General features: G+C 70.1%; 28 protein-coding genes and 1 pseudogene. 6 read left to right on the forward strand and 23 right to left on the reverse strand.

Going from position 1 to position 24599, the window contains the following annotated elements; all coding sequences use genetic code 11:
- Window positions 1-6 precede the first annotated feature (6 nt).
- The 5 genes from SACGLDRAFT_RS09040 to SACGLDRAFT_RS09060 form a co-directional block, all read right to left on the reverse strand.
- A complete protein-coding gene (locus SACGLDRAFT_RS09040; RefSeq protein ID WP_005463846.1) occupies window positions 7-924 on the reverse strand; it encodes a carbohydrate ABC transporter permease in 918 nt (305 codons plus the stop codon).
- Complete coding sequence (locus tag SACGLDRAFT_RS09045) at window positions 921-1841, reverse strand: carbohydrate ABC transporter permease (protein ID WP_005463848.1); 921 nt, start codon at window positions 1839-1841, stop codon at window positions 921-923. The genes SACGLDRAFT_RS09040 and SACGLDRAFT_RS09045 overlap by 4 nt, the downstream gene beginning before the upstream one ends.
- A gap of 71 nt (window positions 1842-1912) precedes the next feature.
- Window positions 1913-3136, reverse strand: coding sequence for an extracellular solute-binding protein (locus SACGLDRAFT_RS09050; RefSeq protein WP_005463850.1), 1224 nt, complete (start codon window positions 3134-3136; stop codon window positions 1913-1915).
- An 87-nt stretch (window positions 3137-3223) separates the two neighbouring features.
- The gene (locus SACGLDRAFT_RS09055; RefSeq protein ID WP_005463852.1) at window positions 3224-4642 is read right to left on the reverse strand and encodes a Gfo/Idh/MocA family protein; all 1419 of its coding nucleotides are present in this window, start codon (window positions 4640-4642) and stop codon (window positions 3224-3226) included.
- Window positions 4643-4896: 254 nt separating this feature from the next.
- Window positions 4897-5835, reverse strand: coding sequence for a 1-phosphofructokinase family hexose kinase (locus SACGLDRAFT_RS09060; protein WP_005463854.1), 939 nt, complete (start codon window positions 5833-5835; stop codon window positions 4897-4899).
- Window positions 5836-6011: 176 nt separating this feature from the next.
- Between SACGLDRAFT_RS09060 and SACGLDRAFT_RS09065 the strand changes: the two genes are divergently transcribed.
- Window positions 6012-6797 carry a DeoR/GlpR family DNA-binding transcription regulator gene (locus tag SACGLDRAFT_RS09065; RefSeq protein WP_005463856.1) on the forward strand — a complete coding sequence of 262 codons (786 nt, stop codon included), beginning with the start codon at window positions 6012-6014 and terminating at the stop codon, window positions 6795-6797.
- A 112-nt stretch (window positions 6798-6909) separates the two neighbouring features.
- On the opposite strand, the gene SACGLDRAFT_RS09070 is transcribed toward SACGLDRAFT_RS09065, so the two are convergent.
- Window positions 6910-7536, reverse strand: coding sequence for a TetR/AcrR family transcriptional regulator (locus SACGLDRAFT_RS09070; protein ID WP_005463857.1), 627 nt, complete (start codon window positions 7534-7536; stop codon window positions 6910-6912).
- 56 nt (window positions 7537-7592) lie between these two features.
- On the opposite strand from SACGLDRAFT_RS09070, the gene SACGLDRAFT_RS09075 reads away from it, so the two are divergent.
- The 3 genes and pseudogenes from SACGLDRAFT_RS09075 to SACGLDRAFT_RS09085 form a co-directional block, all read left to right on the forward strand.
- A complete protein-coding gene (locus tag SACGLDRAFT_RS09075) occupies window positions 7593-8345 on the forward strand; it encodes an SDR family oxidoreductase (protein ID WP_005463858.1) in 753 nt (250 codons plus the stop codon).
- Window positions 8342-9121 (forward strand): SDR family oxidoreductase, encoded by a 780-nt coding sequence (locus SACGLDRAFT_RS09080; protein WP_005463859.1) that lies wholly within the window; start codon window positions 8342-8344, stop codon window positions 9119-9121. Before SACGLDRAFT_RS09075 ends, SACGLDRAFT_RS09080 begins: the two co-directional genes overlap by 4 nt.
- Window positions 9122-9195: 74 nt before the next feature.
- A pseudogene (locus tag SACGLDRAFT_RS09085) lies at window positions 9196-9752 on the forward strand (TetR/AcrR family transcriptional regulator); the annotation flags it as partial.
- Window positions 9753-9766: 14 nt separating this feature from the next.
- Here SACGLDRAFT_RS09085 and SACGLDRAFT_RS09090 read toward each other — a convergent pair.
- Together SACGLDRAFT_RS09090 and SACGLDRAFT_RS09095 are read right to left on the reverse strand one after the other, a co-directional pair.
- Window positions 9767-10690: a serine hydrolase gene (locus SACGLDRAFT_RS09090; RefSeq protein WP_005463861.1), complete on the reverse strand. Its 924-nt coding sequence runs from the start codon at window positions 10688-10690 to the stop codon at window positions 9767-9769.
- The gene (locus SACGLDRAFT_RS09095) at window positions 10687-11631 is read right to left on the reverse strand and encodes a LysR family transcriptional regulator (protein WP_005463862.1); all 945 of its coding nucleotides are present in this window, start codon (window positions 11629-11631) and stop codon (window positions 10687-10689) included. Before SACGLDRAFT_RS09095 ends, SACGLDRAFT_RS09090 begins: the two co-directional genes overlap by 4 nt.
- Window positions 11632-11745: 114 nt before the next feature.
- Here SACGLDRAFT_RS09095 and bla point away from each other — a divergent pair, with 114 nt between their 5' ends.
- Window positions 11746-12648: a class A beta-lactamase gene (gene bla, locus SACGLDRAFT_RS09100; protein WP_005463863.1), complete on the forward strand. Its 903-nt coding sequence runs from the start codon at window positions 11746-11748 to the stop codon at window positions 12646-12648.
- Between the two features lie 204 nt (window positions 12649-12852).
- On the opposite strand, the gene SACGLDRAFT_RS09105 is transcribed toward bla, so the two are convergent.
- The 8 genes from SACGLDRAFT_RS09105 to SACGLDRAFT_RS09140 all read right to left on the reverse strand — a co-directional run bounded on the left by SACGLDRAFT_RS09105 (window position 12853) and on the right by SACGLDRAFT_RS09140 (window position 20711).
- Complete coding sequence (locus SACGLDRAFT_RS09105; protein ID WP_005463864.1) at window positions 12853-13989, reverse strand: acyl-CoA dehydrogenase family protein; 1137 nt, start codon at window positions 13987-13989, stop codon at window positions 12853-12855.
- Window positions 13986-15179, reverse strand: a complete 1194-nt coding sequence (locus SACGLDRAFT_RS09110) for an acyl-CoA dehydrogenase family protein (RefSeq protein ID WP_005463865.1) — start codon at window positions 15177-15179, stop codon at window positions 13986-13988. Before SACGLDRAFT_RS09110 ends, SACGLDRAFT_RS09105 begins: the two co-directional genes overlap by 4 nt.
- Complete coding sequence (locus SACGLDRAFT_RS09115) at window positions 15179-16387, reverse strand: acyl-CoA dehydrogenase family protein (RefSeq protein ID WP_005463866.1); 1209 nt, start codon at window positions 16385-16387, stop codon at window positions 15179-15181. Before SACGLDRAFT_RS09115 ends, SACGLDRAFT_RS09110 begins: the two co-directional genes overlap by 1 nt.
- Window positions 16388-17407 (reverse strand): phosphotransferase family protein, encoded by a 1020-nt coding sequence (locus tag SACGLDRAFT_RS09120; RefSeq protein WP_005463867.1) that lies wholly within the window; start codon window positions 17405-17407, stop codon window positions 16388-16390.
- A 103-nt stretch (window positions 17408-17510) separates the two neighbouring features.
- A complete protein-coding gene (locus SACGLDRAFT_RS09125) occupies window positions 17511-17972 on the reverse strand; it encodes a MaoC family dehydratase (protein WP_005463868.1) in 462 nt (153 codons plus the stop codon).
- Window positions 17969-18730 (reverse strand): 3-oxoacyl-ACP reductase FabG, encoded by a 762-nt coding sequence (gene fabG / locus SACGLDRAFT_RS09130; RefSeq protein WP_005463869.1) that lies wholly within the window; start codon window positions 18728-18730, stop codon window positions 17969-17971. Before fabG ends, SACGLDRAFT_RS09125 begins: the two co-directional genes overlap by 4 nt.
- 84 nt (window positions 18731-18814) lie before the next feature.
- The gene (locus SACGLDRAFT_RS09135) at window positions 18815-19465 is read right to left on the reverse strand and encodes a DUF998 domain-containing protein (protein ID WP_232284103.1); all 651 of its coding nucleotides are present in this window, start codon (window positions 19463-19465) and stop codon (window positions 18815-18817) included.
- Window positions 19466-19571: 106 nt separating this feature from the next.
- Window positions 19572-20711 (reverse strand): J domain-containing protein, encoded by a 1140-nt coding sequence (locus tag SACGLDRAFT_RS09140; RefSeq protein WP_005463871.1) that lies wholly within the window; start codon window positions 20709-20711, stop codon window positions 19572-19574.
- A gap of 305 nt (window positions 20712-21016) precedes the next feature.
- Between SACGLDRAFT_RS09140 and SACGLDRAFT_RS09145 the strand changes: the two genes are divergently transcribed.
- On the forward strand, window positions 21017-21790 hold the full coding sequence (locus SACGLDRAFT_RS09145; RefSeq protein WP_005463872.1) for a mechanosensitive ion channel family protein: 774 nt from the start codon (window positions 21017-21019) through the stop codon (window positions 21788-21790).
- Window positions 21791-21856: 66 nt separating this feature from the next.
- Here SACGLDRAFT_RS09145 and SACGLDRAFT_RS09150 read toward each other — a convergent pair whose 3' ends face one another.
- The 7 genes from SACGLDRAFT_RS09150 to SACGLDRAFT_RS09180 are packed head-to-tail and all read right to left on the reverse strand — an operon-like array spanning window position 21857 to window position 24598.
- The gene (locus SACGLDRAFT_RS09150; RefSeq protein ID WP_005463873.1) at window positions 21857-22234 is read right to left on the reverse strand and encodes a DUF6401 family natural product biosynthesis protein; all 378 of its coding nucleotides are present in this window, start codon (window positions 22232-22234) and stop codon (window positions 21857-21859) included.
- A 23-nt stretch (window positions 22235-22257) separates the two neighbouring features.
- The gene (locus tag SACGLDRAFT_RS09155; protein WP_005463874.1) at window positions 22258-22572 is read right to left on the reverse strand and encodes a gas vesicle protein K; all 315 of its coding nucleotides are present in this window, start codon (window positions 22570-22572) and stop codon (window positions 22258-22260) included.
- Window positions 22569-22808, reverse strand: coding sequence for a gas vesicle protein (locus SACGLDRAFT_RS09160; protein ID WP_005463875.1), 240 nt, complete (start codon window positions 22806-22808; stop codon window positions 22569-22571). Before SACGLDRAFT_RS09160 ends, SACGLDRAFT_RS09155 begins: the two co-directional genes overlap by 4 nt.
- Window positions 22809-22810: 2 nt before the next feature.
- Window positions 22811-23635 (reverse strand): GvpL/GvpF family gas vesicle protein, encoded by an 825-nt coding sequence (locus tag SACGLDRAFT_RS09165; RefSeq protein ID WP_005463876.1) that lies wholly within the window; start codon window positions 23633-23635, stop codon window positions 22811-22813.
- Window positions 23628-24041 carry a gas vesicle protein gene (gene gvpJ / locus SACGLDRAFT_RS09170; protein WP_005463877.1) on the reverse strand — a complete coding sequence of 138 codons (414 nt, stop codon included), beginning with the start codon at window positions 24039-24041 and terminating at the stop codon, window positions 23628-23630. Before gvpJ ends, SACGLDRAFT_RS09165 begins: the two co-directional genes overlap by 8 nt.
- Before the next feature lie 27 nt (window positions 24042-24068).
- Window positions 24069-24338: a gas vesicle protein GvpO gene (gene gvpO, locus SACGLDRAFT_RS09175; RefSeq protein ID WP_005463878.1), complete on the reverse strand. Its 270-nt coding sequence runs from the start codon at window positions 24336-24338 to the stop codon at window positions 24069-24071.
- 5 nt (window positions 24339-24343) lie between these two features.
- Window positions 24344-24598, reverse strand: coding sequence for a gas vesicle protein GvpG (locus SACGLDRAFT_RS09180; RefSeq protein WP_005463879.1), 255 nt, complete (start codon window positions 24596-24598; stop codon window positions 24344-24346).
- Window position 24599 lies beyond the last annotated feature (1 nt).

The following is a 24599-nucleotide window of genomic DNA, read 5'->3' on the forward strand; positions in this document are numbered from 1 at the left end:
GGGCACCTACTTGACGCTTCCGGCCGTGAGGCCCGCCACGAGTCGTTTCTCGATCCCGGCGAACAGCAGCACCACCGGCACGATCGCCACGATGGAGACGCCGAAGACGTACTGCCAGGCCGAGTCGTACTGGCCGACGAACTTGGTGAGCGCCACCGACAGCGGTTGGTTCTCCGCCGACGTGAGGATCACCAGCGAGGCGGCGAACTCGTTCCACGCGGCGACGAACGTGAAGATGACGGCCGTGACGATGCCGGGCCACACGAGCGGCAAGGTGACGCGGAAGAACACCGTCCACCGGCTCGCGCCGTCGAGCTGTGCGGCCTCGTCGAGTTCCTTCGGGAGCGAGGCGAAGAACGAGTGCATGATCCAGGTGGCGAACGACATGTTGAACGCCGCGTTGACGAGGATCATCGCGAGCCACGTGTCCTGGAGGTCCCACGCCAGCATCTGGCGGAACAGACCGGCCACCAGCACGGCCGGTTGCAGCATCTGGGTGATCAGCACGCAGAACAGGAACGCCAGCCTGCCGGGAAAGCGGAACCGCGCCGTGTAGTACGCGGCGGGCGTGGCCACCGCCAGCGTCAGCAGCGTGGCGCAGCCCGCGATGACGAGCGTGGAGACCAGGTTGTCGGGCAACGGCGTCTCCGGGGTGGACCACATGGAGACGTAGTTGTCCGGGTGCCACTCCTGTGGCAGGTACGTCGGGGGGATGCGCAGGATCTCGGGCCGCGACTTGAACGACCCGAGAAGCATCACCAGGTAGGGCAGCAGGAAGATCAGGGCGACGACGGCGCCCGCGACCACCCGCAACGGAATCGAGCCGCGCTCTCCGGGGGCTTCCCGGACTCGTCGCGCGCGTCGCCGGGGAGCCGGGGCCTCCGGTGCCGGGGCCGGGGCGGGGGTGTCGGCAACAGTACTCATTCGTCGATCGCCTTCAGTGGTTTCACGATCCCCACGTACACCGCGATCACCGCGATCACGATGACGAGGTTGATCACCGCGAGCGCCGAGGCCATGCCGGAGTCACGCATGTCCTGGAGGATCTTGAACATGAGGGTGGTGGTCGTGTCGGCGTCGTAGCCCGGAAGCCCGCCGGTGACGACGGAGAGAATCGGGAAGTTGTTGTAGACGTTGATGATGTTGATGATTGTGGCCACGGCGAGCGCGGGCCGCAGGTGCGGCAGCACGATCCGGAAGTACGTCACCCGTGGGGACGCGCCGTCGATCCGCGCCGCCTCCAGCAACTCCGGACTCACCGACTGCAGTCCCGCCAGCAACGTGTAGGTCGTGAAGGGCAGCGACACGAAGATCGCGATGCCGATGGCGACCAGGAACGCCGACGGCATGGACTTGGTGAACCCGAAGTCCGGTGAGTCGATGAGTCCGATGTCGTGGAGGAACTGCTGCACGATGCCGTAGCCGGGTTCGAGCCCGTAGTAGATGACCGTCGTCGTCATCACCACCGAGGCCGCCCACGGCACGATCACCGCCAGCCGCACGAACTGCCGTCCCGGAAACGCTTTGTTGAGCAGGTTCGCCAGGGCCAGCGAGATCACGATGGTGACCACGACCACGACCGACACCCACACCACCGTGCGCAGCAGGACACCGGGGAGGGCGGGCAGGTCGAACAACGCCGCGTAGTTGTCGAACCCCGCACTGCCCCGGTCCTTGCCCGTCTGCGAGATCTCCCGCGTGGAGTTGATGATCATCAGTATTGCCGGGTAGAGAACGATCCCGGCGATGAGCAGCAGGCTGGGGCCGATCCACGGCAGGGCTTTGAGCAGATCGCGGGCCGATCCGCCGCGGCGTGCGGTGTCGACTGGTGTGCGTGGCATGGCTGTTCCCTTTTCGCGGCCTCGCCGGGCGCGGCCGGTGTCCTTTTCGAACCGCGCCCGGCCCTCACCCCTCAGGCGTTGTCGATCTCGGCCTGAATTCCGGCCAGGACTTCCTTCGGGTCCTTGCCCGTCGCGATGAGCCCGATCTGCGACTGCATCGCCGCCTGCGCGGTGGCCCACGCCGGGCTGGTGGACGGATAGAACCGGGCGTGTGGCAACAGGTCGAGGAACGGCTTCATGGCCTCGTTCGTGCTCGCCTCCGCGCCCGACTTGGTGACGGGCAGGAAGCCCTCCGTCTCGACGAACTTCACGTAGTTCTCGGCTCGATAGAAGTAGTCGAGGAAGGCGCCGATCTGCTCGGCCTTGTCCTCGTCGTTGCGGAACGCCATGAGGTGGTCGGCGACGCCGAGCGTCACCTTCTCCCCGTCCTTGGTGGGGATGTCCACGATGGAGTAGTCGAGGTCGGGGTTCTTCTCCTCGATCATGCCCACGATCGGCGGCAGCCCCATCGCCATGCCGAACCGGCCCTGGATGAACTGGTCGAGCATGGGGGTGCGTTGCGTGGCGCCCGCGTCGGGTTGGGTCAGCCCGTCGTCGTGGAGCTTCTTCATGAACCGCGCCGCCTCCAGGTTCTGCGGCGTGTCCACGGTGATCTTCTCGGGTGTGCCGTAACCGCCGCCCGCGCCGAGGAACCAGATGCCCGCCTCGGCTTGCGCCTCCTCCGAACCGAGCGGCAGGCCGTAGCCGTAGGCGTCGGTCTTCTCGGTGACGGCCTTGGCCGCGTCGTACAACTCGTCCCACGTCGTGGGGGGTTCGTCGATGCCCGCCCGCTCCAGCAGGTCGTTGTTGACGAACAGGGCCCTGGCCGAGGCGATCAGCGGGAATCCGTACTGGGTGCCGTCCACGGACGCGTTCTCGCGGAACGAGTCCTGGAAGTCGTCGATGGTCTCCTGCGACAGCACCTCCTCGGCCGAGTACAGCAGGTCGTCCTCGACGTAGCCCGCGAACGTGTCGATGCTGAGGATGTCGGGAGCCTCGTTCGACTGCACCCGCGTGCGGATGACGTCGTTGATGTTCTCCCAGGACTGCATCTCCAACTTCACGGTCACGCCGGGGTGATCCTTCTCGAACCCCGCGATCACCTCCTCCCAGAGGCGCTTGGTGTTGTCCGAGTAGGACGCCGCGAGCATGGTCAACTCGACGGTGCCGTCCTCCGCCGAATCTCCGCCCGAGCACGCGGCGAGCGTCATGGCCGTCGCCGCGACCAAGGCCGTGGCGCGCATCCGTCGGGTCACGGCTGTTTCTCCTTCGTATCGGGGTGATGGGGTGCCTCGCCGGGGCGGAACCCGACGGCGAGGTCGGTGACGTCGTCGTTCGCGGCTCTAGCCGCGGGTCACCTCGGGCATGTCGGTCTCCTCCGAGTCGAGCCCCGGTCGTGCCTCCCGCCAGCGGCCTCGGGTGAAGTCCGGTACCGCCACGGGACGGCTGCCCTTGCGGATTGACTCCGCCGACAAGGGCACCGACGAGCACCACACCGCCGAGTCGTACACGTCGATGTCCGGCACCAGTCCCGCGCGCATCTGCTGCACGATGCGCCACTGCAGGATGTAGTCCATGCCGCCGTGCCCGCCGTTGTTCTCGGCGTCGTCGCCGACCTTGCGCCACAGCCAGTGGTCGTAGCGGTCGAGGTACGGCTGGGCGTCGGCCCACTCGTGGCCACTGTGGTCCGGCTCGACGTAGATGCGGGTGGGGTAGTCCTCGAACAGGCCCCGTGTCCCCGCGATGCTGTTGATCCGGCTGTAGGGACGCGGCGAGCTGACGTCGTGCTCCGCCCTGACCAGACGGCCCTTGTCGGTCCGCAGTAGGATCGTCGTCCGGTCGCCTTTGACGTAGGTCTCCGTCCACGAGGGATGGTCGGGCGGCATGAAGCGCTCGCGGTAGTCGGCCAGTCCCAGCGCGACGGAGCTCATCGCGGTGAGATAGGTGAACCGGTCACCGCGGTTGATGTCCATGCACGCGGAGATCGGGCCGAGTCCGTGCATGGAGTAGAAACTCGCGTCCATCCTGGTGTGCCAGGCCCGGCGCCAGTCGTCGGGTTCGTAGTAGCCGCTGAAGAGCAGGTCGCGCAGGTCGTGCAGGTATCCGCCGTGGCCGTTGGTGAGTTCGCCGAACAGCCCGTCGTGGGCCATGCGCAGGATCGCTAGCTCGTTGCGGCCGTAGCAGCAGTTCTCCATCAGGAAGACGTGTCTGCGGAACCGCTCGGAGGCGTCGACGAGCTGCCACAGCTCCTTCAGCTCGGTCGCGATCGGGAGCTCGATGCCGACGTGCTTGCCGCCCTCGACCGCGGCCAGGCCCTGGCGGAAGTGCCAGTCCCAGGGGGTCGCGACGTAGACGAGGTCGACCTCGTCGGACGCGCACAGCTCCTCGTAGGCGCGATCGCCACCGGTGTACACGGTCGGCCGCGCCCCGGTCTCCGCCTGCACGGTGTCGGCCGCCCGGTTCGCGCGGTCGGGCAGCGTGTCGCACACCGCCGTGACGACGGCGCCGGGTACGGCGACCCATCCGGTCAACATGCCCATGCCGCGGTTGCCCAGGCCGATCAACCCGATGCGCACCTCGTCGTAGCGGTCGAACGGCACGCCGATCATCGAGCGTTGACCCGCCGCGCGGGCCGGTGCGACGGCGGTGCTCGTCTCGGCGTTCGCGGGCAGCGCGCCGCTTGCGGCGAGTGCTCCCGCTGCCCCCGCTGCCAATCCCATGCTCTGCAGGAACGAACGTCGACTCGGTCTGGCTTCCACCATGACTTCTCCCTGTCGGCCTCGACGTGGTCGGCATCGGTGCGAACCCCGGTGGCACCGGGTGCGGGAACCGCGGGATGCCGGCTGCTCCATTGCGTGGCGGCAATCTTTGCCCCGCCGTCAACAAGATGTCAAGAGTTGATCGAATCGAGCATGTTTCAATCAAAATCAATCAAGAACGCGGCGTGTCCGCAGCTGGCGTCCGCGTGTCCGCAGGTGCCGTACGGCGAGTGGAGTATTCGGCTCCGGCGAGCGGGTCAGTGCGCGCCGGACGACACCGGGACGCGATCCCGTGTGCGCCGGTACAACTCCAGGTCCACCTCGCCCGCCACCGGCCGGGCCACGGCCGCCGCGGACAACGCCACGGCGTCGGCGAGGTGGGTCGCGACGAGCTCGGGGACCGGACGCCGTGAGCGGTGCAACGCGCGCGCCAGCGCGGCGACGGCGGCGTCCCCGGCGCCGGTGGGATTGCCGGAGACGACCGAGTCCGGCCGGGCCGTCCACATCCGGTGTGGACCGCCTGGGTCCGCGGCCACGGCGAGCATTCCCACCTCGCCTCGTGACACCACCACGCAGCCGGCTCCGTCGGAGAGCAGGACGCGGGCACCCGCGACCACGTCGTCGAGCCCCGTGGCGGCGCGCAATTCGTGGTGGTTCGGTTTGACGAGCGTGGCGCCCGCGCGGGCGGCGGCGCGCAGGAGCGGGCCCGAGGTGTCGACGACGACGCGCGCGCCGCGTCCCGTCGCCGTCCCGACGAGCGCGGCCACCGTCGCGTCGGTGGTGCCGGGCGGCATCGAACCCGACACCACCACGACGTCCCCGGTGTCCACCAGTTCGGTGACCAAGGCGCGCAGCCGGGACCACGCCTGTTCGGGCACCGAGGCACCGGGTTCGTTGAACAGGGTCGTCCCCGACGGTGCGACGACGGCGGTCGTGCGCCGGGTGGAAGCCGGGACCGGAATCCAGCGTTGCTCGACGCCGGTGAGGAGCTCGCGCAACCGTTCGCCCGTCTCGCCGCCGAGGAACCCCGTGCACGTCACCGACTCGCCGAGCTGGTGGAGCACTCGGGCCACGTTGACGCCCTTGCCGCCCGCCGTCTCGGAGACCGTCTCGACCCGATTCACGTCTCCCCAGCGCACGTGCCGAAGGTGGTAGGTGACGTCGAGGGCGGGGTTGGGCGTGATCGTGAGGATCATGGATGCTCGCTTCCCGCTGCCGGACGCGACGGCAGCCCGAAGTGCCGTGTGCCGAAATGCTTACTGCTGCTCGTTTCCCAGGAGTTCCAATCACTTTCCATCACGAGCGCAGTACGATGAGGACAATAGCACCGGATGTCGTCGCCGGGGCCTGACAAAGGAAAGAGAAAGTGTCGATGAAGCGCCATGAAAGGCTAGCGGGACTGCTCGAACTCGTCATCGAACGGGAGAGCGTCCATGTCGACGACCTCGTGCGCGAACTCGGTGTCTCGGCGGCCACCGTGAGACGGGACCTCGACGAACTCGCCGAGCAGCAACTCATCACGCGCACGCGGGGCGGCGCCACGACCGCTCCCGGCTCCTCGGACCTGCCCCTGCGCTACAAGACGACGCGTCACCCGGAGGAGAAGATGCGCATCGCGCGGGAGGCGGCGTCGATGGTGGAGGCGAGGCAGGTGGTGGGGCTCAACGGCGGCACCACGACCACCGAGGTGGCGCGTGAGATCGCGTCGCGGCCCGAATTGCGGTCCCCCGCGCCCGGTGACGAGGTCGTCGTCGTCACCAACGCCGTTAACATCGCCAACGAGCTGGCCGTGCGCCCGCATCTGCGGGTGGTTGTCACCGGGGGAGTGGCGCGGGCGCTGAGTTACGAGCTGACCGGCCCTCTCGCCACGCCGATCCTCGAACAGGTCACCCTGGACGTGTTGTTCCTCGGGGTCGACGCGCTCGATGTCGCGCACGGGGCCGCCGCGCACCACGAGGGCGAGGCGGCGGTGAACGGCGCGTTCGTCGCGCGGGCCAACCGTGTCGTGGTGGTGGCGGACTCGGCCAAACTCGGCCGGACGGCCTTCGCCACCATCTGCGACATCGAGGCGGTGGACACGCTGGTCACCGACACCGGGGCCGACCGGGGCCTCGTGAAGGAGCTGCGCCGCAGCGGTGTGGAAGTGATCCGGGTGTGAGCGACTCCGCGGGGCGGGACTGGCGCAAGAGGTGAACGAGCGCTTAGTATGTCGCTGGCCGACGGGAACGAACCCGTCGTGCGGCGGTCCGGGAGGTGTGCGTGCGACGCGGTCAGTTCGACGACCGGGTGGGGTCGGCGCCGAGCATGCGCAACGCGAGTTCGCCGTACTCCCGACCCAGCGTGGTGGGGGACTTGCGAGAGCGGTCCGTGTACCAGCGTGCGACGTCCACGCCGAGCGAGAGCACCGCGCGGGCGGCCGTCATGGGGTCGGACACGGTGAAGTCGCCCGCTTCCACCCCCTCGATCACGAGGTCGTGCACGATGCGCTCAATGTCGCGGCGCAGCTCGGCGACGACGCGGTACTCCTTCTCGGGAAGCGCGCCGAGTTCGTACTGCACCACGCGCGCGATCGTGTGGCGCCGGGCGTGCCAGGCCACGAACCGTTCCACGATCTCCCGCATCGAGTCGACGGGCGTGTCGGCCGACTCGGCGGCGGTCTTGACGAGTTCGAGTGCCTGCTCGTGGCCGCTGCGGCTGATCGCGAACAGCAAAGCGGCCTTCGACGGGAAGTGCACGTACAGCGCGGCCGGACTCATGCCCGCGTTCGTCGCGATGTCGCGGGTGGTGGTGGCGTGGTAGCCGCGCTGGGCGAAGGACTCGACCCCGGCCAGCATGAGGCGGCGGGCCGCGTCCGGTTGGACATCCGGCCACAAGTCGGCCGTCAGCGACATCGTCATGCCCGAAATTGTAAGCGAGTTGTAAGCGAGCGCTTAGCGCGGATTGGAGAACGTCCGTGGGAGAATTGACGGACCGTGTCGCCATTGTGACAGGTGCCAGTCGCGGGATCGGTTTCGGGGTCGCGCAAGCGCTGGTCGCCGCCGGGGCGAAGGTCACCATCACCGCTCGCAAACCGGACCCGCTCGCCGAGGCCGTCGAGAAGCTGGGTGGCGACGCGGTCGCGCTCGGAATCCCCGGCAAGGCCGATGACACCGCTCACCAGGACGAGGTGGTGAAGCGCACCCTGGAGACGTTCGGCCGTGTCGACTTCCTCGTCAACAACACGGGAATCAATCCCGTCTACGGGTCGATCCTCGACGTGGAGCCCTCGGCGGCGGCCAAGATCCTCGGGGTCAACGTACTGGCGCCGCTGGCGTGGACCCGCAAGGTCCGCGACGCCTGGATGGGGGAGCATGGCGGCGCGATCGTCAACGTCGCGTCGATCGCGGGACTGCGCACGTCGCCGGGCATCGGCATGTACGGCGTGAGCAAGGCGGCGCTGATCCGACTCACCACCGAGCTCGCCCAGGAGCTGGCGCCGTCCATCCGGGTCAACGCCGTGGCTCCCGCCGTGGTGAAGACGGCGTTCGCCACGGCGCTCTACGCCGACCGTGAGGAGGAGGTCGCCGCCGCGTACCCGATGAAGCGGCTCGGCGTACCGTCCGATGTGGCCGGTGCCGTGAAGTTCCTGCTGTCGGACGAGGCGGGCTGGATCACCGGTCAGACCCTCGTCGTCGACGGCGGCGTGACACTCGGCGGTGGGCTGTGACGGTGGAACTCGACGGCGCGGGTGCCGTCGTCACCGGCGGGGGCCGCGGCATCGGCGCGGCGCTGGCCGCCCGGTTGGCCGCCGAGGGCGCGCGCGTCGTGGTCGCCGACCTCGACGGCGAGGCCGCCTCGGAGGTCGCCGCCCGGATCGGGGGCACGGCCGTGCCCGGCGACGCCGCGTCGGAGGACGGGGTCCGCGCTCTGGTCGCGGCGGCGCGTGAGGCGCTGGGGGAGATCGACCTGTTCTGCGCCAACGCGGGGATCGCCGTGCCCGGCGGCCCCGAGGCGCCCGAGGAGGACTGGGCGCGGGTGTGGGAGGTCAACGTCATGGCCCATGTCCGCGCCGCGCGCGAGCTGTTGCCGCGCTGGCTGGAACGCGGGCGGGGGCACTTCCTCGCCACCGTGTCGGCCGCGGGGCTGCTCACCAACCTCGGGTCCGCGCCCTACTCCGTGACCAAGCACGCCTCCCTGGGATTCGCCGAGTGGCTCGCCGTGACGTACCGGCATCGCGGTATCCGGGTGCAGGCGATCTGCCCGCAGGGAGTACGCACGGACATGCTCGCCGGCGCCGGATCGATGGGGGCAGCGTTGCTGGAGCCGGGTGCCATCGAACCGGAACAGGTGGCCGACGCCGCCGTGGCCGGACTCCGCGACGGCCGGTTCCTCATCCTCCCGCACCCCGAGGTGGCCGAGTACTACGCGCATCGCGCCACCCGGACCGAACAGTGGCTCGCCGGGATGAACAAGCTCCAGCGCAAACTGGAGGACGCGTCGTGACGGTGGGGCCCGGGGACCGGGCCCCGACCACGGCGGTCAATATGTTCGCCGCGATGAGTTTCTCGTAGTCCGACGTGCAGTGCGGACTGCTGTCGGCAGCCACCCGGCTGTTCGCCGAGCGGGGTTTCGACCGCACGTTGGTGAGCCGGATCGTCGAGGCCGCCGGGGTCGCCGAGGGCGCGATGTACCACTACTTCCGCTCCGAGGACGACCTGTTGTACGAGGTCTACGCGCGGGTGTTGCGCGAGCAGACGCGGCGGATGGAGACATTCGCCGCGAGCGACGAACCGGTGGGCGACCGGTCGCACGCGATCGCCGCCGACGTCGTGGTGAGCACCATCGCCAACCTCGACGACACGACGATCTTCTTCCAGTCCATGCACCGGCTCGCCCCCGCCACACGGGCCGCGGTGCGCAGGCAACGTCGCCGCTACCACGAGCGTTTCCGGGGCTGATCGAGGAAGGGCAGCGCTCCGGCGAGTTCCGTGCGGACAAACCGGCGGAGGTCGTTGTGGACTTCTTCTTCGGCGCGGTGCACCACCTCGGCTTCCGATGCCGGGCGAGTGGTGAGCTGTCGGCCCGTGAGGTCGGTGACCACTTCGCCGACCTGGTGCTCGACTCCCTACGGCCGACCGCTGGGCGACGTCAGCGCCGCAGACTCTCGAACGCCGCTCTGGCGGCGGCGCCGATGGCGAGATCGATGTCGTGGGCGACGATCGCGCGTCGGTGGGAGCGGGTCAGCGCGGCGATGGCGACCCGGTCGCCGGACTCCGACTCGACGACCCCGATCTCGTGTCGCAGGTGCAGGAACGAGCCCGTCTTGCCGCTGACCTTCACCGTGTCGGTTCGCAGGTCGGCTGAGAGCCGGTGGGTAAACACCTGTAGTCCCATCAGCCGTCGTAGCTCCGCGGTGGCCGACGGGTGGGCGAGGCGGTCGAGCCAGATGCGGTGCAACAGCTCGACCAGCGCGGCGGCCGAGGCCACGTTGCCGTGGGCCGGATCGAGCGTGTCGATCGAGTGCTGGCGGGTGGTGTCGTCGCGGATCGCCAGTTCCAACGCGAGATGGAAGTCGTCGCCCGCGACGCCCGCCGCGCAGTCGTACATGCGTTGAAGTCGGTGCCGCACTCGGATGCCGGAGCATCCCCACTCGCGCAGGCGGTCGTCCACTGTCGTCACACCTACCAGGTCGAACAGGGCGTCGCCGCTGGCGTTGTCGCTGACGGACAGGGTCTGGTGGAGCAGGTCGCCGACCGCGAGGGTCGCGGGATGCCGGAACGCCGACACACCGGTGGGGCCGACGCTGCGTCGCGCCGGTTCGATGGTCACGGGCCGAGCGGCGTCCAGGCGGCCGTGCGCGATTTCGTCGAGCACCACCAGGGCGAGCGGGACCTTGACGACCGATGCCAGCGGCACGGGCGTCTCGGCGTCGAACCCCAGCTCCTCTCCGGTGTCGAGGTTGCGGGCCAGCAGGTGTCCGAGCGCGCCGACCTCGCGCCAGTGCTCCGCGATCGACTCGGCCACGCGCAGCAGTTCCGTCGACGTCGCCACGTAGGTGGGTTCGGTACTCATCCTCGCGCCGCCAATGGGTTGTCACGGCGGGAACTTCGACTGTCCGAAGCGGACGCGGCGTCAGGTGGAGTCGCGCCGAGCGCAGCCGCGACCAGGGGAGTGAGCCACGCGAGGTCACCGCGCTCCGTGGTGCGTCGAGGGGAGAACGCCACCTCGTACCCGCGATGCAGGGAAGCATCGGCGAGTGGGCGCCACGACAGTCCGTGCCGACGGGCGAGTTCCGCCGGACACAGCAGCAGCGACGGGCCTGCGAGGGCGTCGGCGACGGCCGCGGACAGCGACGTGGCGGGCACGAGGCGACTCTCGGCCAGCCCGGCGCGGGCGAGGGCCTTGGCGAGCCGGTCGGCGGCGAAGGGCACGTCGTCCTCGGCGGTGACGAGAATCGGCGCGGGTCGGTCCGCGCTTCCCCGCCGGGGCCGCAGGTCCTCCAGGTGCACGGTACGGCCGGGGCCGGGGGAGCCGGTGGCGAGGCCGAGCGGCACGCGCACCGACGCGGTCTCCGGTGCCACGCGGACCACCGCGCAGGTCAGTGACCCGTCGGCGAGGCCGTGTTCGCGGTCCTCGACGGACAACTCGCGCACGGCCACGGTGACGCCACGCTCGGCGCCGGCCCGGATCACGCGGGCGAGCCCCGTCGGGTCCGCGTCGGGTGGGATGCCGAGCGTGTGGGGAGCGGTGGCCAACGCCGTCGCGGCCACCTGTCGCAGGTGCTCGACCCGCCCCAGCACGTCGCGCGCGTGGGGCAGCAGCAACTGCCCGAGATCGGTCGTGGTCACGTGACGGCCGCCGCGGTCGAACAGCGCGCCGCCGAAGTGCTTCTCCAGCGTCTTGATCCGCCGACTCAACACCGGCTGCGCGACGTAGAGCGTGTCGGCGGCGGCGGAGAAACTGCCCTGCTCGGCGATCGCGACGAACGCTTCGAGGTGCGCCAGCAGGTCCACGCCTGCGGTTATATCAGAACGCTATGGCCGTCGCGGACATTGCTCTTGGACATGGGAGGCGTGGCGCTGCTTGGCTCGCCTCGAACCCGTTGCCCGACAAGACGAGGAATGCCGATGAGTGTCACCTTCTCCCGCCGTTCGTTGCTCCGTACCGGGCTGGCGGTCACCGCGGGCCTCGCGACCGTGGGACTCTCAGTGCCCGCAACCGGCTCGGCGACGGTCTCGCGGAGCGTGTCGGCGGAGTTGCGGGCGTTGGAGTCACGACACGCCGCCCGACTCGGCGTGTTCGCGCTCAACGTTCGCTCGGGAGCCGTCGTCTCCTACCGCGCCCACGAGCTGTTCCCGATGTGCTCGACGTTCAAGACCCTCGAAGTCGCGGCCGTGCTCCGCGACCTCGACCACGACGGCACGTATCTCGACCGGTGGGTGCACTACACGGAGGCCGACCTGGTGCCGGGATCGCCGATCACCGAGCAGCACGCCGTGACGGGCATGCGGGTGGAGGACCTGTGTGCCGCGGCCATCCGGCAGAGCGACAACACGGCGGCGAACCTGCTGCTACGGCCGTTGGGGGGACCGAGCGGCATCACGCGCTTCTGCCGCTCGCTCGGTGACTCCGTCACCCGGCTCGACCGGTACGAGCCGGACCTGAGCGACGGTGTCCCCGGAGATCGGCGGGACACCACCACGCCCGCCGCCATCGCCGCCGACTACCGCCGACTGCTGCTCGGGCGTGCGCTCGACGACGCCGACCGGGATCGGTTGGTCACGTGGCTCACCGAGAGCGTCACGAGCGACACGCGGTTCCGCGCCGGACTGCCCTCCCACTGGCGGGTCGCGGACAAGACCGGGTCGGGCGGGTACGGCACGGCCAACGACGTGGGCGTGGCGTGGACGGACGACGGCACCCCGCTGGTGTTGGCCGTGCTGACGACCAAGGAGGTCGAGGACGCCGACTGGGACGACGACCTGGTCGCCGGCACGGCCGAGCTACTGGCGCACACGCTCGTCGGGTAGGTCGGCCCGTGAGCGGCCGGCGGCCTGGATCGCACCCGCACTTCCCCTGCTTCGAAAGCGCGGGTGAGGACGGGGGAGGCAGCGCGAACCGGTGTGAGACGGACGGCTGTGGTCACTCGGGTTTCGCCCCGTTGGAGCGCCTGATCGCACCGCGGGCGGCGTCGGGGACCTCGACGCCGCCCGCTGACGAAACCACTTCCGCGATCACGCCGGGGGGAGGTCGACCACCTCGGCCAGGTGCGCACGATGCCGCCCCGGCGTTCCCAACGCGAGCTCGTCGGCCTTGGCGCGCTTCAGGTACACGTGAGCCGGGTGCTCCCACGTCATACCGATCCCGCCGTGCAGTTGGATCGCCTCCTCGGCGGCGTGCACGGCCGCCGACGCGCAGTAGGACTGCGCCACGGCCACGGCCACCTCGACGTCGGAGCCGGGGTCGAACGCCTCGGACGAGGCGAGCACGTCGGCGGCATAGCGGGCGGAGGCTCGGGCGGCAACGAGCTCCAGCCACACGTCGGCGAGCCGGTGCTTGAGCGCCTGGAACGACCCGACCGGCCTGCCGAACTGGTGGCGCTGCCGCACGTACTCCACGGTCGTGTCCAGACACCACTGCGCCACGCCGAGCTGTTCCGACGCCAGCAGCCCCGCGGACGTCAGCAGGCCCCGTGTCAGCGCGACGGCGGCGTCGGGGCCGCTCACCAAGAGGTGGGCCGGGGCCCGCCGCAGCCGCACGTCACCCACGCGCCGGGTGAGGTCGAACGACACGACGTCGGCGATCTCCACCTCGGCGGCGGAGGCGTCCACCGCGAACAGCGCCGGGCCGTCCGGGCCCGTGGCGGGCACGACGAGGACGTCGGCGACGGAGACGTCGGCCACCGTGGTGACCGTCCCGTCGAGTACTCCCGCGTCCGCCCGGACCGTGGTCGGGAACTCCGCGTGCGGGGTCGTCGACAGCGGCACGGCCAACGCGGCCGTGGTCTCACCCGCCGCGAGTCGGCGCAGCAGCGCGGCCACCGGTTCGGCGTCGACGTCGGCGTTCAACAACACGGACGTCGCCAGGACGGCGCTACCCAGGAACGGCACCGGCGCGACGGCTCGGCCGAGCTCCTCCAGCACGAGTGCGGTCTCGCGGAACGACGCGCCCTGACCCCCGAGCCGCTCCGGCACGGGCAGCCCCACGAGCCCGAGGTCGGTGGACAGCGTCCGCCACAGCGCCGGGTCGTAGGTCGGTTCGCTGTCCGTGCCCGACACGAGCGAGGCGGGCAGCCCGCGGTCGGCCAGCACGTCGCGGACCGTGGCGCGCAGGTCGTCCTCGACGTCGGAGTACAGCAGGTTCGGGGTCATCGGGGCAGGTCCTTCCACGCGACGTCCTTGTCCACCCTGGGGTCGGCGGGCAGCCCGAGCACCCGCTCGGCGATGATGTTGCGCAGAATCTCCGAGGTGCCTCCCTCGATGGAGTTGCCCTTGGCCCGCAGGTACCGGTACCCGGCTTCGCGGCCGGTGAAGTCGACCCGCTCCGGCCTGCGCAGCGACCAGTCGTCGTAGCGCAGACCTTCCTCGCCCAGCAGCTCCAGTTCCAATCCGGACAGTGCCTGCGAAAGCCGGGCGAAGGCGAGTTTCATCGCCGACCCCTCCGGGCCCGGTGCTCCCGCCGCGAGTTGCTGCCGCAGTCGCACACCCGCGAGCCGGAACGCCTCCTGCTCCACCCACAGGCGCAGCAGCCGCTCGTGCAGTTCCGGGGTCCGCAGTTCCGGCCGGTTCCGCCAGGTCTCCACCACCCGGCCCAGCATGCCGCTCTCGCGTGGCGCGGCGTTGCCGCCGATGGCCACGCGCTCGTTCATCAGGGTCGTCTGCGCGACTCGCCAGCCCGCGCCGACCTCGCCCAGCCGGTGGGAGTCGGGGATCCGGACGTCGGTGAGGAACACCTCGTTGAACTCGGCCTCGCCGGTGATCTGCCGCAACGGGCGCACCTCGACCCCCGGCGCCGTCATGTCGCACACGAAGTACGTGATGCCCCGGTGTTTGGGGACGTCCGGGTCGGTCCGGGCGAGCAGGATGGCCCAGCGCGCGTTGTGGGCCGACGACGTCCACACCTTCTGACCGTTCACGACCCAGTCGTCGCCGTCACGGACGGCCCTGGTGGCCAGCGCCGCCAGATCCGAGCCCGCGCCCGGCTCGCTGAACAACTGGCACCAGATCTCCTCGCCGGTCCACAGCGGGCGGAGGAAGCGCCGCTTCTGCTCCTCGGTGCCGACGGCGAGGATCGTGGGCGCGGCCATGCCGAGCCCGATGCCGTTACGGCGGGGATCGTTGTCCGGCGCTCCCGCCTCCGCGAACGCGGCGTCCACCACCGGCTGTGCTTCCCTCGGCAGCCCGAGACCGCCGAGGCCGACGGGGTAGTGCACCCACGCCAACCCGGCGTCGAACCGGGCGCGCAGGAACTCCAGCCGGTCGGTGGTCGCCGGATCGTGCTCGGCGAGGAACGCCGCCACCCGTTCGCGAAGCTCGTACGTGTCCACGACGTCAGCGCTCATCACAGGTACCTCTTCAGCTCACGTCGGGCGAGGGAACGCTTGTGCACCTCGTCGGGGCCGTCGGCCAGGCGGAGCGTGCGCACCGCCGCCCACAGGGAGGCCAGCGGGAAGTCCTGGCTCAACCCACCCGCGCCGTGGAGCTGGATCGCCTTGTCGATGATCCACTCGACGGTACGCGGGGTGGCGATCTTGATGGCTTGGATCTCCGTGTGCGCGCCCTTGTTGCCCACGGTGTCCATGAGCCACGCGGTCCGCAGCACGAGCTGCCGGAGCTGTTCCACCCGGACCCGCGACTCGGCGATCCAGTCCTGCACCACGCCCTGTTCGGCGAGCGGCTTGCCGAACGCCACCCTGGACACCGCGCGGCGACACATCAGCTCGATGGCCCGCTCGGCCATGCCGATGGCCCTCATGCAGTGATGGATGCGGCCGGGACCGAGCCGGGCCTGGGCGATGGCGAATCCGTCGCCCTCACCTCCGATGAGGTTCTCGGCCGGGACCCGAACGTGGTCGAAGACGACCTCGGCGTGGCCGCCCGCCTCCTCGTCGCCGTAGCCGAACACGGTCATCGGACGCTTGACCTCGACCCCCGGAGTGTCGCGCGGAACGAGGATCATGCTCTGCTGCCGGTGCGGCGCCGCGTCCGGGTCGGTCTTGCCCATGACGATGAAGACGCGGCAGAGCGGGTTCATGGCGCCGGAGATGAACCACTTGCGACCGGTGATCACGTACTCGTCGCCGTCGCGTTCGATCCGGGTGCCGATGTTGCGGGCGTCGGAGGACGCGACGTCGGGTTCGGTCATGGCGAACGCCGACCGGATCTCGCCTTCGAGCAGCGGTTCCAGCCACTGCTTTTGCTGCTTGGGCGTGCCGAACTCGGTCAGCAACTCCATGTTGCCCGTGTCCGGTGCCGCGCAGTTGGTGGCGATCGGGGCGAGGTGGGGGCTGCGGCCGGTGATCTCGGCCAGCGGCGCGTACTGGACGTTGGTCAGGCCCGCACCGCGTGCACCGGGCAGGAACAGGTTCCACAACCCGCGACGGCGGGCCTCGGCCTTGAGCTCCTCGATCACCGGAAGTGTCGCCCACGGGTTCTCGGCGGCCTTCGTCTGCTCGGCCAGCACCGGTTCGGCGGGGTAGACGCACTCGTCCATGAACGTGAGCAACCGCTCGCGGTAGCGCTCGGTGGTGGCGTCGTATGCGAAGTCCATTCAGTCCTCCTTCAGCACGGAGTTCCCGCGCGCCACCAGCGGCGCGACGCTCGCTCCGAGGCGGTCGAAGCCCTCACCGACGGTCTTGCCCTGCCGGTAGCGGAAGTAGATGCCCTCCAGGATCACGGCGAGCTTGAAGAACGCGAAGCCGAGATACCAGGCCATCGCCGAGGTGTCCCGCCCGGACGTGGCCGTGTAGCGGGCCACGAGGTCGTCGATGCGAGGGAAACCGGGGGCGGTGGCGACGCTGCTGATCTCGTCCCCCAACGCCTCGCCCTCGGTGTAGGCGACGAGCAGGGCGACGTCGGTGAGCGGATCGCCGAGCGTCGACATCTCCCAGTCCAGCACGGCGGTGATCTCGTCGTCGGCGCCCACCAGGAGGTTGTCGAGCCGGTAGTCACCGTGCACGATCGTGGGTGCCGATGACGTCGGGAGCCGTTTCGACAGCCGCTCCCGCAACGTGTCGATGCCGGGCAGGTCGCGGCTGCGCGAGGCGTCGAGCTGTTTGCCCCACCGGCGCAACTGGCGTTCGAGATAGCCCTCCGGCCTGCCGAACTCGGCGAGCCCCACCGAGGCGTAGTCCACCGCGTGGAGCCGGGCCAGCGTGTCGATCATCGCCTCGGCGATCCGCCGGGTGCGGTCCGGTCCGAGTGCTTCGAGCTGGTCACGGCGTCGGTAGGGCGTGCCCTCGACGTAGTCCATGACGTAGAACGGAGCGCCGAGGACGGACTCGTCGGTACACAGCAGGACGGTGGGCGGTACGGGTACCTCGGTGTCGCCGAGCGCGCTGATGACCGTGTGCTCCCGCGCCATGTCGTGGGCCGTGGGCAGGACGTGGCCCAGGGGAGGGCGGCGGACCACCCACCGGTGGGTGCCGTCGTCGACGACGTAGGTCAGGTTCGACCGGCCGCCCTCCACGAGCTGGGCGCGCAACGGTCCGGTGACCAGACCGGGCCGCTCGGCGTCGAGATGCTCCCGCAGCCGGGCCGGATCGAGTCCGGGTGGGGTCTCCTCGCTCATGTGATCTCCTCGTCGTGGCGGGCACGGCGCCGCGCGCGGCCGGTCCTCCAGGCCGATCGGCACCGTGCCCGCCGGGGCTTCGTGCTCCGGTGTGCCGGGCGAGTTACGGCACCAGCAGCGCGACCGTCTCGGCTACACAGGCCGGCTTCTCGACGTTTTCGATCTCGATGGTCCATCGCACCACCGCCCGGCTGCCCCCGGAGCCGGGCGTGACCGAGAGCAGCTCGGCGTGGGCCCTGATCCGCGAGCCGACCTTCACCGGCTGCGGGAACCGCACCTTGTTGAGGCCGTAGTTGATGCCCATGCTCAGACCCTCGACGCGGTAGATGTCCGCGCCGAGCTTGGGGATCAACGACAGCGTCAGGTAGCCGTGCGCGATCGGCCCTCCGAAGGGCCCCTTGGCCGCCTTGTCGAGATCGACGTGGATCCACTGGTGGTCGCCGGTGGCGTCGGCGAAGAGGTTCACTTGCTCCTGCGTGACCTCGTGCCACGGGCCGGTGCCCAGGGGCTCACCCACCGCGGCGGCGAACGCTTCCAGATCGGGAAAGACGCGGGGACCGGTCATGCCTTCGGCCCGCCCGCCACGTAGATGACCTGGCCGGACACGAAGGACGCGTCGTCGCTGACCAGGAACGACGCCACCCCCGCGATGTCGGACGGCTGGCCCACCCGGCGCACGGGGATCTCCGCCGCGGCCGCCTTCTTGAACTCCTCGAACGACACGCCGAGCCGCTCGGCGGTGGCCGCCGTCATGTCCGTCTCGATGAAGCCCGGCGCGATGGCGTTGACCGTGATGCCGAACTTGCCCAGTTCGATGGCCAGCGTCTTGGTGAAGCCCTGCAGGCCCGCCTTGGCGGCGGAGTAGTTGGCCTGGCCGCGGTTGCCCAGCGCGGACGTGCTGGAGAGGTTGACGATGCGGCCCCAGCCCTGTTCGGTCATGTACTTCTGTGCGGCGCGGCTCATCAGGAACGAGCCCCGCAGGTGCACGTTCATCACCGAGTCCCAGTCGGACTCGGTCATCTTGAACAGCAGGTTGTCCCGCGTGATGCCCGCGTTGTTCACCAACACCGTGGGCGGACCGAGTCGCTCGGCCACCTCCGTCACGGCCGTCTCCACCGACTCGGCGTCGGACACGTCCACACCGATGCCGATCGCCCGGCCACCGTCGGCAGTGATCGCGTCCGCGTTCGCCTTCACGGCGTCGGAGGCCAGGTCCAGCAACGCGACGGCGAACCCGTCGGAGGCGAGCCGCCGGGCGACCGCGGCGCCAATACCGCGTCCTGCGCCCGTCACGATGGCGACGCGGGAGGGGGAGTCGGTCACTGCAATCCTCCTGTTCGGACCCCGAAGCGATGCAACTTCTTCGCTGCGCGGCCCCGTCTCGTCGTTGAGTTGGTAAGCGTGCGCTTAGTACCGTACCAGGGGATCGCCCTTTTCGGGGGTGAGATCGTCCGCGCGCAGTAACCCCGGCGCGAGCGACAGCACGGCCGCGACCTCCGTGCCCGCGAGCAGTCGTTCGACGAGTCCGAGCGGGATCGACCGCCACCACGGCTCACCGCCGGCGAGCATCACCGCGACGGCGGTGAGGATGACCCCGAGCCATGCCCACGACACCAGCGCCAGCAGTCGGGTCACGACGCGCGGCCGGGACGCCGCGCCGAACACCACGTTCGCGGCCGACCAGACGGCGAACGGCAGACACAGGAAGGCCACCACGCTGGCGTAACGGTGGATAGTGCCCGCCACGCTCGGCCCCACCGACCAGTCCGTCTTGGGAAACACCACGACCGCCACGAGTCCGAGCACCCACAGGCCCCCGAACACCGTGCTCGCCGGGACCCGGCGTGCCGGAGCGCGCCCGGCCACGACGACGAACACCCCGGCCGACCCGAGCGCCACCAGTAGCACGGCCGTGTCGAACAGCCACTTGTCCGGACCGTGGGCGTACTCGCTGATCGTGCGTCGTACCGGGTCGATCCCGGCGCTCGACGGCACGAGGTGCAGCAGGCCCATGACGGCGACGCCACCCACCAGCGCCACCACGGAGACCAGAGCCATCACGGAGCTTCGCGCGAATGTGCCGGTGGCACGACGACCGGACGTCATGGGGTCCTCCCGAAGTGAACGGCGGCGTCAGCCTAACGGCGCCGCCGTTGTCTCCGCGTCACGTGCGCGACCGCGACGTCGCGGAAAGACCGACCACCTGACCCAGCACCGTGCGCAGGACGTGCCGGTCGACGCTGACGGGGTCCGCCGCCAGCCAGTCGCCCATCAGCCGCACGAACTGCTCGGGGGTCAGCGGGGGCACGAAGTCGAGATCGTCGAGGTCGTCCTCGGTCAGTTCGTCGGCGGTGAGGTCGCCCTCCCGGCTCGGGTACAGCACGAGCGCACCCCGCACCTCCACGTCGGGCAGCAGGCGGCGGAAGGCCTCCACGCTGGTGGGCAACTGGGTTCCGCCGCCCCGGAACCGGCGTCCGTTCCGGGTCAGCGTGTCGTCCTCGGCGAGACCGTAGTGACCGGGCAGCCACGACTTCGACTCCACGAGGACGAGCCTGCGACCGCACAACACCGCGTGGTCGACGTCGGCGAACACCGAGTCGGGCCAGGACAGACCGTGGAAGATGCGCACGCCGGGCAGGCGGGTGAGGTAGCGCTCGAACACCTCGGCGGTCAGCCGCTGCACCACCTCGTCGTCCTCCGAACCGGGGGAGCCGAACACGACGCGGTCGCCGAACTCGCTGCGGAAGGACTTGAGAGCGCGCAGCGACTCCAGGTGCCGTCGCACGAGCAACACCGTTGTTGCCGACGCCGACACCACGAGCAGCACCCACATCACCATCAGCCACGTCGGGAAGGCGGACGGCGCCAGCAGCGGCAGGGGCAGCACCACGGCCCCGAGCAGCGCGCCTCCCACGGGAGCGTGGCCGGGGGACCCCGGATGGGAGTAGTGCACGCGGGAGACGCCCTCCACGAGGTCCCACCACGGCAGGTCACGGACGTCGATCGTGGGGGCGGAGGGCACGAAGTTCGGGTCCTCGCCGAACCGACGGGGCGCGGCACGGCGGGTCGCGCGCCTCTCCGCGGCCAGCGCCAACGAAGGACGCCTGCCCCGACGGTCGTAGGCGGCGCGCAGCGCCGGGTCGGACAGGGTCTCGTAGGCCTGCCGCAACAGTTGGAACTCTTCGGCCGAGCCCCCCGCGTCCGGGTGGGCCCGGCGGGCGCGGGACCGGTACGCCGACTTGATCTCCGCGGTCGACGCGGCACGCTCGACGCCCAGCACTGCGTAGTAGTCGACCTCGGTCACGTCCACCTCCGCTCGCGGGCGCTCACACTATGGCGTGGCGACCGCTCGACAGTGACAACGACCTGTGGATATGCCGTCACGTACCGTGTGCTATTGGTGGTCTTTTTCGGGGTTTGCGTCCCGTTCTTCACTCCGGCGAGCCGAGTCGGGACTCGAAAGGGTGCCTACGGTTCGTGAGTGTCGGGTCCGAAATCGGGTACTCCCCCGCACAGCCGACGAACCGTGTGGCCCGGCGTCAAGATCCGAGTGGCCCCGTCCGCGTGACGAGCTAAGACCGGCCGGCCACGGAAAGGATGTGAACACCGATGAACATCACGGAATCGTTCAACGACGCGCTTCGGTCGGTCATCACCTTCCTGCCGAAGTTCGCCGCGTTCCTGGTCATCCTGCTCATCGGATGGCTGGTGGCGATAGGGTTACGCAAGCTGGTCAACGTCGTGCTGGAACGTCTGAACTTCGACCGCGCCGTGGAGCGCGGGGGCATCAAGCGGGCGCTGGAGCGGTCGAAGTACGACGCGAGCGGTCTCGTGGCGGCGATCGTGTACTACGCCGTGCTGCTGATCGCGCTGCAGATCGCGTTCGGCGTCTTCGGGCCCAACCCGGTGAGCTCGCTGCTCGCGGCCATCGTCGCGTGGTTGCCCAGGGCCGTCGTCGCCATCGTGATCGTCGTCGTGGCCTCGGCGATCGCCAACGCCGTCAAGGACATCATGGGCGGTGCCCTGGGCGGGCTGAGCTACGGTCGGGCGCTCGCCACGGCCGCGCAGGTGGTCATCATCGGCCTCGGGGTGATCGCCGCGTTGAACCAGATCGGCATCGCCACCGCGGTGACGACCCCGGTGTTGATCGCGGTTCTCGCCACGGTCGGTGCCATCCTCGCCATCGGGGTGGGTGGCGGTCTGATGCGGCCGATGCAGCAGCGATGGGAGCGGTGGCTCAACCGTGCCGAGAACGAGATGCCGAGCGCCAAGGCGCAGGCGGAGGCCTACCAGCGGGGCAGGGAGGACGTCAGCCAGGCCCAGACGGAGCCCCTCCAGACCCCCGAGGAGCAGGAGCGTACCGCGCACCGTCCGACACCCTGAGCCGACAAGACTCGTGGACACGAAAAGACGCCGAGCGCGCGAGCGTCGGCGTCTTTTCGTAGGTTCTCAGGTGAACAGCAGCGGATCGATGTCGGGGACGTCGTCGGCGGAGGTCTCGGCGAGCACGCACACCGCGAGCAGGCGCAGCACGATCCACTCGGTGGTGGCGCACGCGGGGACGGTGGCGTGGGTCTCGGGCGTCCAGCCCGCCTCGGCCGCAGCGTCGAGCGCGCCCTGGGCGTAGGCGGCGAGTTCCACGACCCCCGGCGTGCCCCTTCCGGTCGTCAGGGCGTCGCGCACCGCGGCCGCGTGCTGGTCGAGACCCGCGAGCTGCGCGGGACCGAGAGCCGACGTGCTCAACCCGGCAGCGTGGAGCCGTTCGGCGAGAACACGGAGATCACGCCGGGCATAGTCGGCCTGCCGTGCGCCTGACAACCAACCCATGGCGCGACAGCATAGGAAACGCCTTACTCGTCGCCGAGCAGAGGTCCCAGAGGTCCCAGGTCGATGTTGAGGTCCTCCGGTTCGAGCCCGAAGTGCTCCCGGAGTTCCTCCATACGCTCCTCCAGCTTCATGAGGGTCAGACCAATGCGTTCCACCTGCTCCTCGGTCAGATCACCCGCGTCGACCCGGCGCAGGGCCTGCCGCTCCATGAGCTGACGCAGCAGCTCGATGATGGTCAACACCAGGCCCGCCAGACCCTGTTCGACGGACTCCGGGTCCGAGTCGATGCGCTCGGCGAGCGGATTGCGGTGGCGCGCGTCACCGGTGGGCTCGCTCACGGTCGGCCTCCTCGTTCCAGCGTGCTCACCGACGTGATCAGTGCCCGTAACGACACGTGCACGAGGTCGACGTCGGCGATGGAGATCGTGACCTCCCCCGTGATCACCACACCGCCCGCGAGGACCCGGTCGAGTAGGTCCACCAGGGCGATCCGGCGCTCGGGCGAGGCGACGGGAGCCGAGTCCACCGCGGAGTCGAGGCGGTCTGCGGTGTCGGGAAGGGGGTCGCCGGTCACGGTCACTCCGGCTGACTCACGGCCGCGAACGAGTAGGGCGGCCAGGGACCGGTCAGCTCCACCCGCACCGCCTCGTGCTCGGCGTCGAGGGCCCGGACCAGGTCGGCGAACTCGGTCGCCCGTTCGTCGTCGACCAGATACGCACCGTTGAGCACCATGTGGGCTCGCTCGCCCGACAGCTTCGGGTCCTGCGGCGGATGCCGACGGTACGCCACCGCCGCGCGCGCCAGGCGGGCGTGCAGGTGTTCGGCGTGTTCGGCGGCGATCCGCTCGCCGGTCTCCCTGGCCGACAGGGCCGCCTTGCGGCGGCGCAGGTAGGCAGTGCCCGAGCCGGCGGAGCCGCCCGAGGCGGACGACACGGAGGCCGTAGGTTCGGCCGCCCCGGCGAGCTTCGCGGGATCGGTGTAGACCTTCACACCCCACTCGGTACGACCGGTGAGGGCGTCCAGGGCGGTGGTGAACTCCTGTTCACGCTCCGTCAGAAGGTCGCGCACGCGCTCGTCGTCGAAGCAGACCGTGGCCAGCCTCAGCGGAACCGCGGCCGAGGAGGCGGCGGACACGGCCGCCACGACCGCGTCGTGGGCGCGTGCCGTGGTGGCCAGCCAGTCGAGGTCCTCCAGATTGCGCCGCAGCGCCTCCTCCCCGAACTCGGCGAGGGGCACCGGTCCGACCACCGCCGTCAGCGGTTCCTCCCCGGAGCCTTGCCCACCCATCGCGACGGTGCGCACCTCGGCGTCCGCGACCCCGCGCAGCCCGGCCAGCGGTGCCGGGTCGAGTCCCCGCGCCACCGCGTACAGCCACAGGCCGGTCGCCGTCGGCTCACTCATCACGGCTCTCCGCGACGGGCTCGGCGTCGATCACGTCCTCGGTACGGGGAACCCCCGCCTCCACCTGCGCGGCGGAGGACTTCGCCTCCAACGCCTCGATCCGGCTGCGCAGCTCCCGGTTCTCCCGCTCCAGCGTGCTCCGCTCGTGTCGGTCGTCGCGGCCGGTGAGCCACGGATCGTTCTCCCACCAGTTGATGCCCACCTCCTTGGCGGTCTCCAGCGAGGCGACCACCAGCCGGAGCTTGATCGTGAGCAGCTCGATGTCGAGCAGGTTCACCTGGATGTCGCCCGCGATGACGAGCCCCTGGTCCAGGACCCGTTCGAGGATGTCGCCGAGGTTGGCGGACTGGTGCCCCGCCGAACTCGACGACGTCAGCGCCGAGCCCGGACGTCCGGTCGAGGTCATGTGTTCTCCGTCCTTTTCCCGCTCTCGTCAGTCGGTGCGTCCCCTCGCGTAGCGACGGAGCCTGCGGTAGGACACCAATTCGCCGCCCACGTCCAGTTCGACCTCGTACAACCCGAGGATGTTGGCCGTGGAGGGAACACGGCTCTCTTCCACGACCTCGACCTCCACCACCCAGCCGACGTCGGTGGGGGTGAGGGAGGTGACACCGAGCGGTTGCCGTTTCGTGAGCCGTTCGATGTGGCCCAACGCGAGTTCGGCGGCCTCCTCGGCGCTCGCCTCGTCGAGGTCCTGCTGCACGGCCCTCACCCGCCTTCGGTGGGCGGCTCACCGCCGTCGTGGCCGGTGAGCCTGCCGAGGACCCGGCGCTGGATCAGGGCCTCCTCCTCGGCCGTGATCTCGCCCCTGGCGCGGGCCTGCTCGGCGGCTTCCAACTCACGACGCACTGCCGCCGGGTCGTACAGTTCTCGGTCCACCTGGTCGCGGATCACCTCCGCCAGGGAGACCACTCCACGAACCGGTGCCAGGGGCAGGCCGAGGAGCATAGTCACGAGTCCCACG

Source organism: Saccharomonospora glauca K62 (assembly GCF_000243395.2).
In the GTDB taxonomy this organism is placed as follows: domain Bacteria; phylum Actinomycetota; class Actinomycetes; order Mycobacteriales; family Pseudonocardiaceae; genus Saccharomonospora; species Saccharomonospora glauca.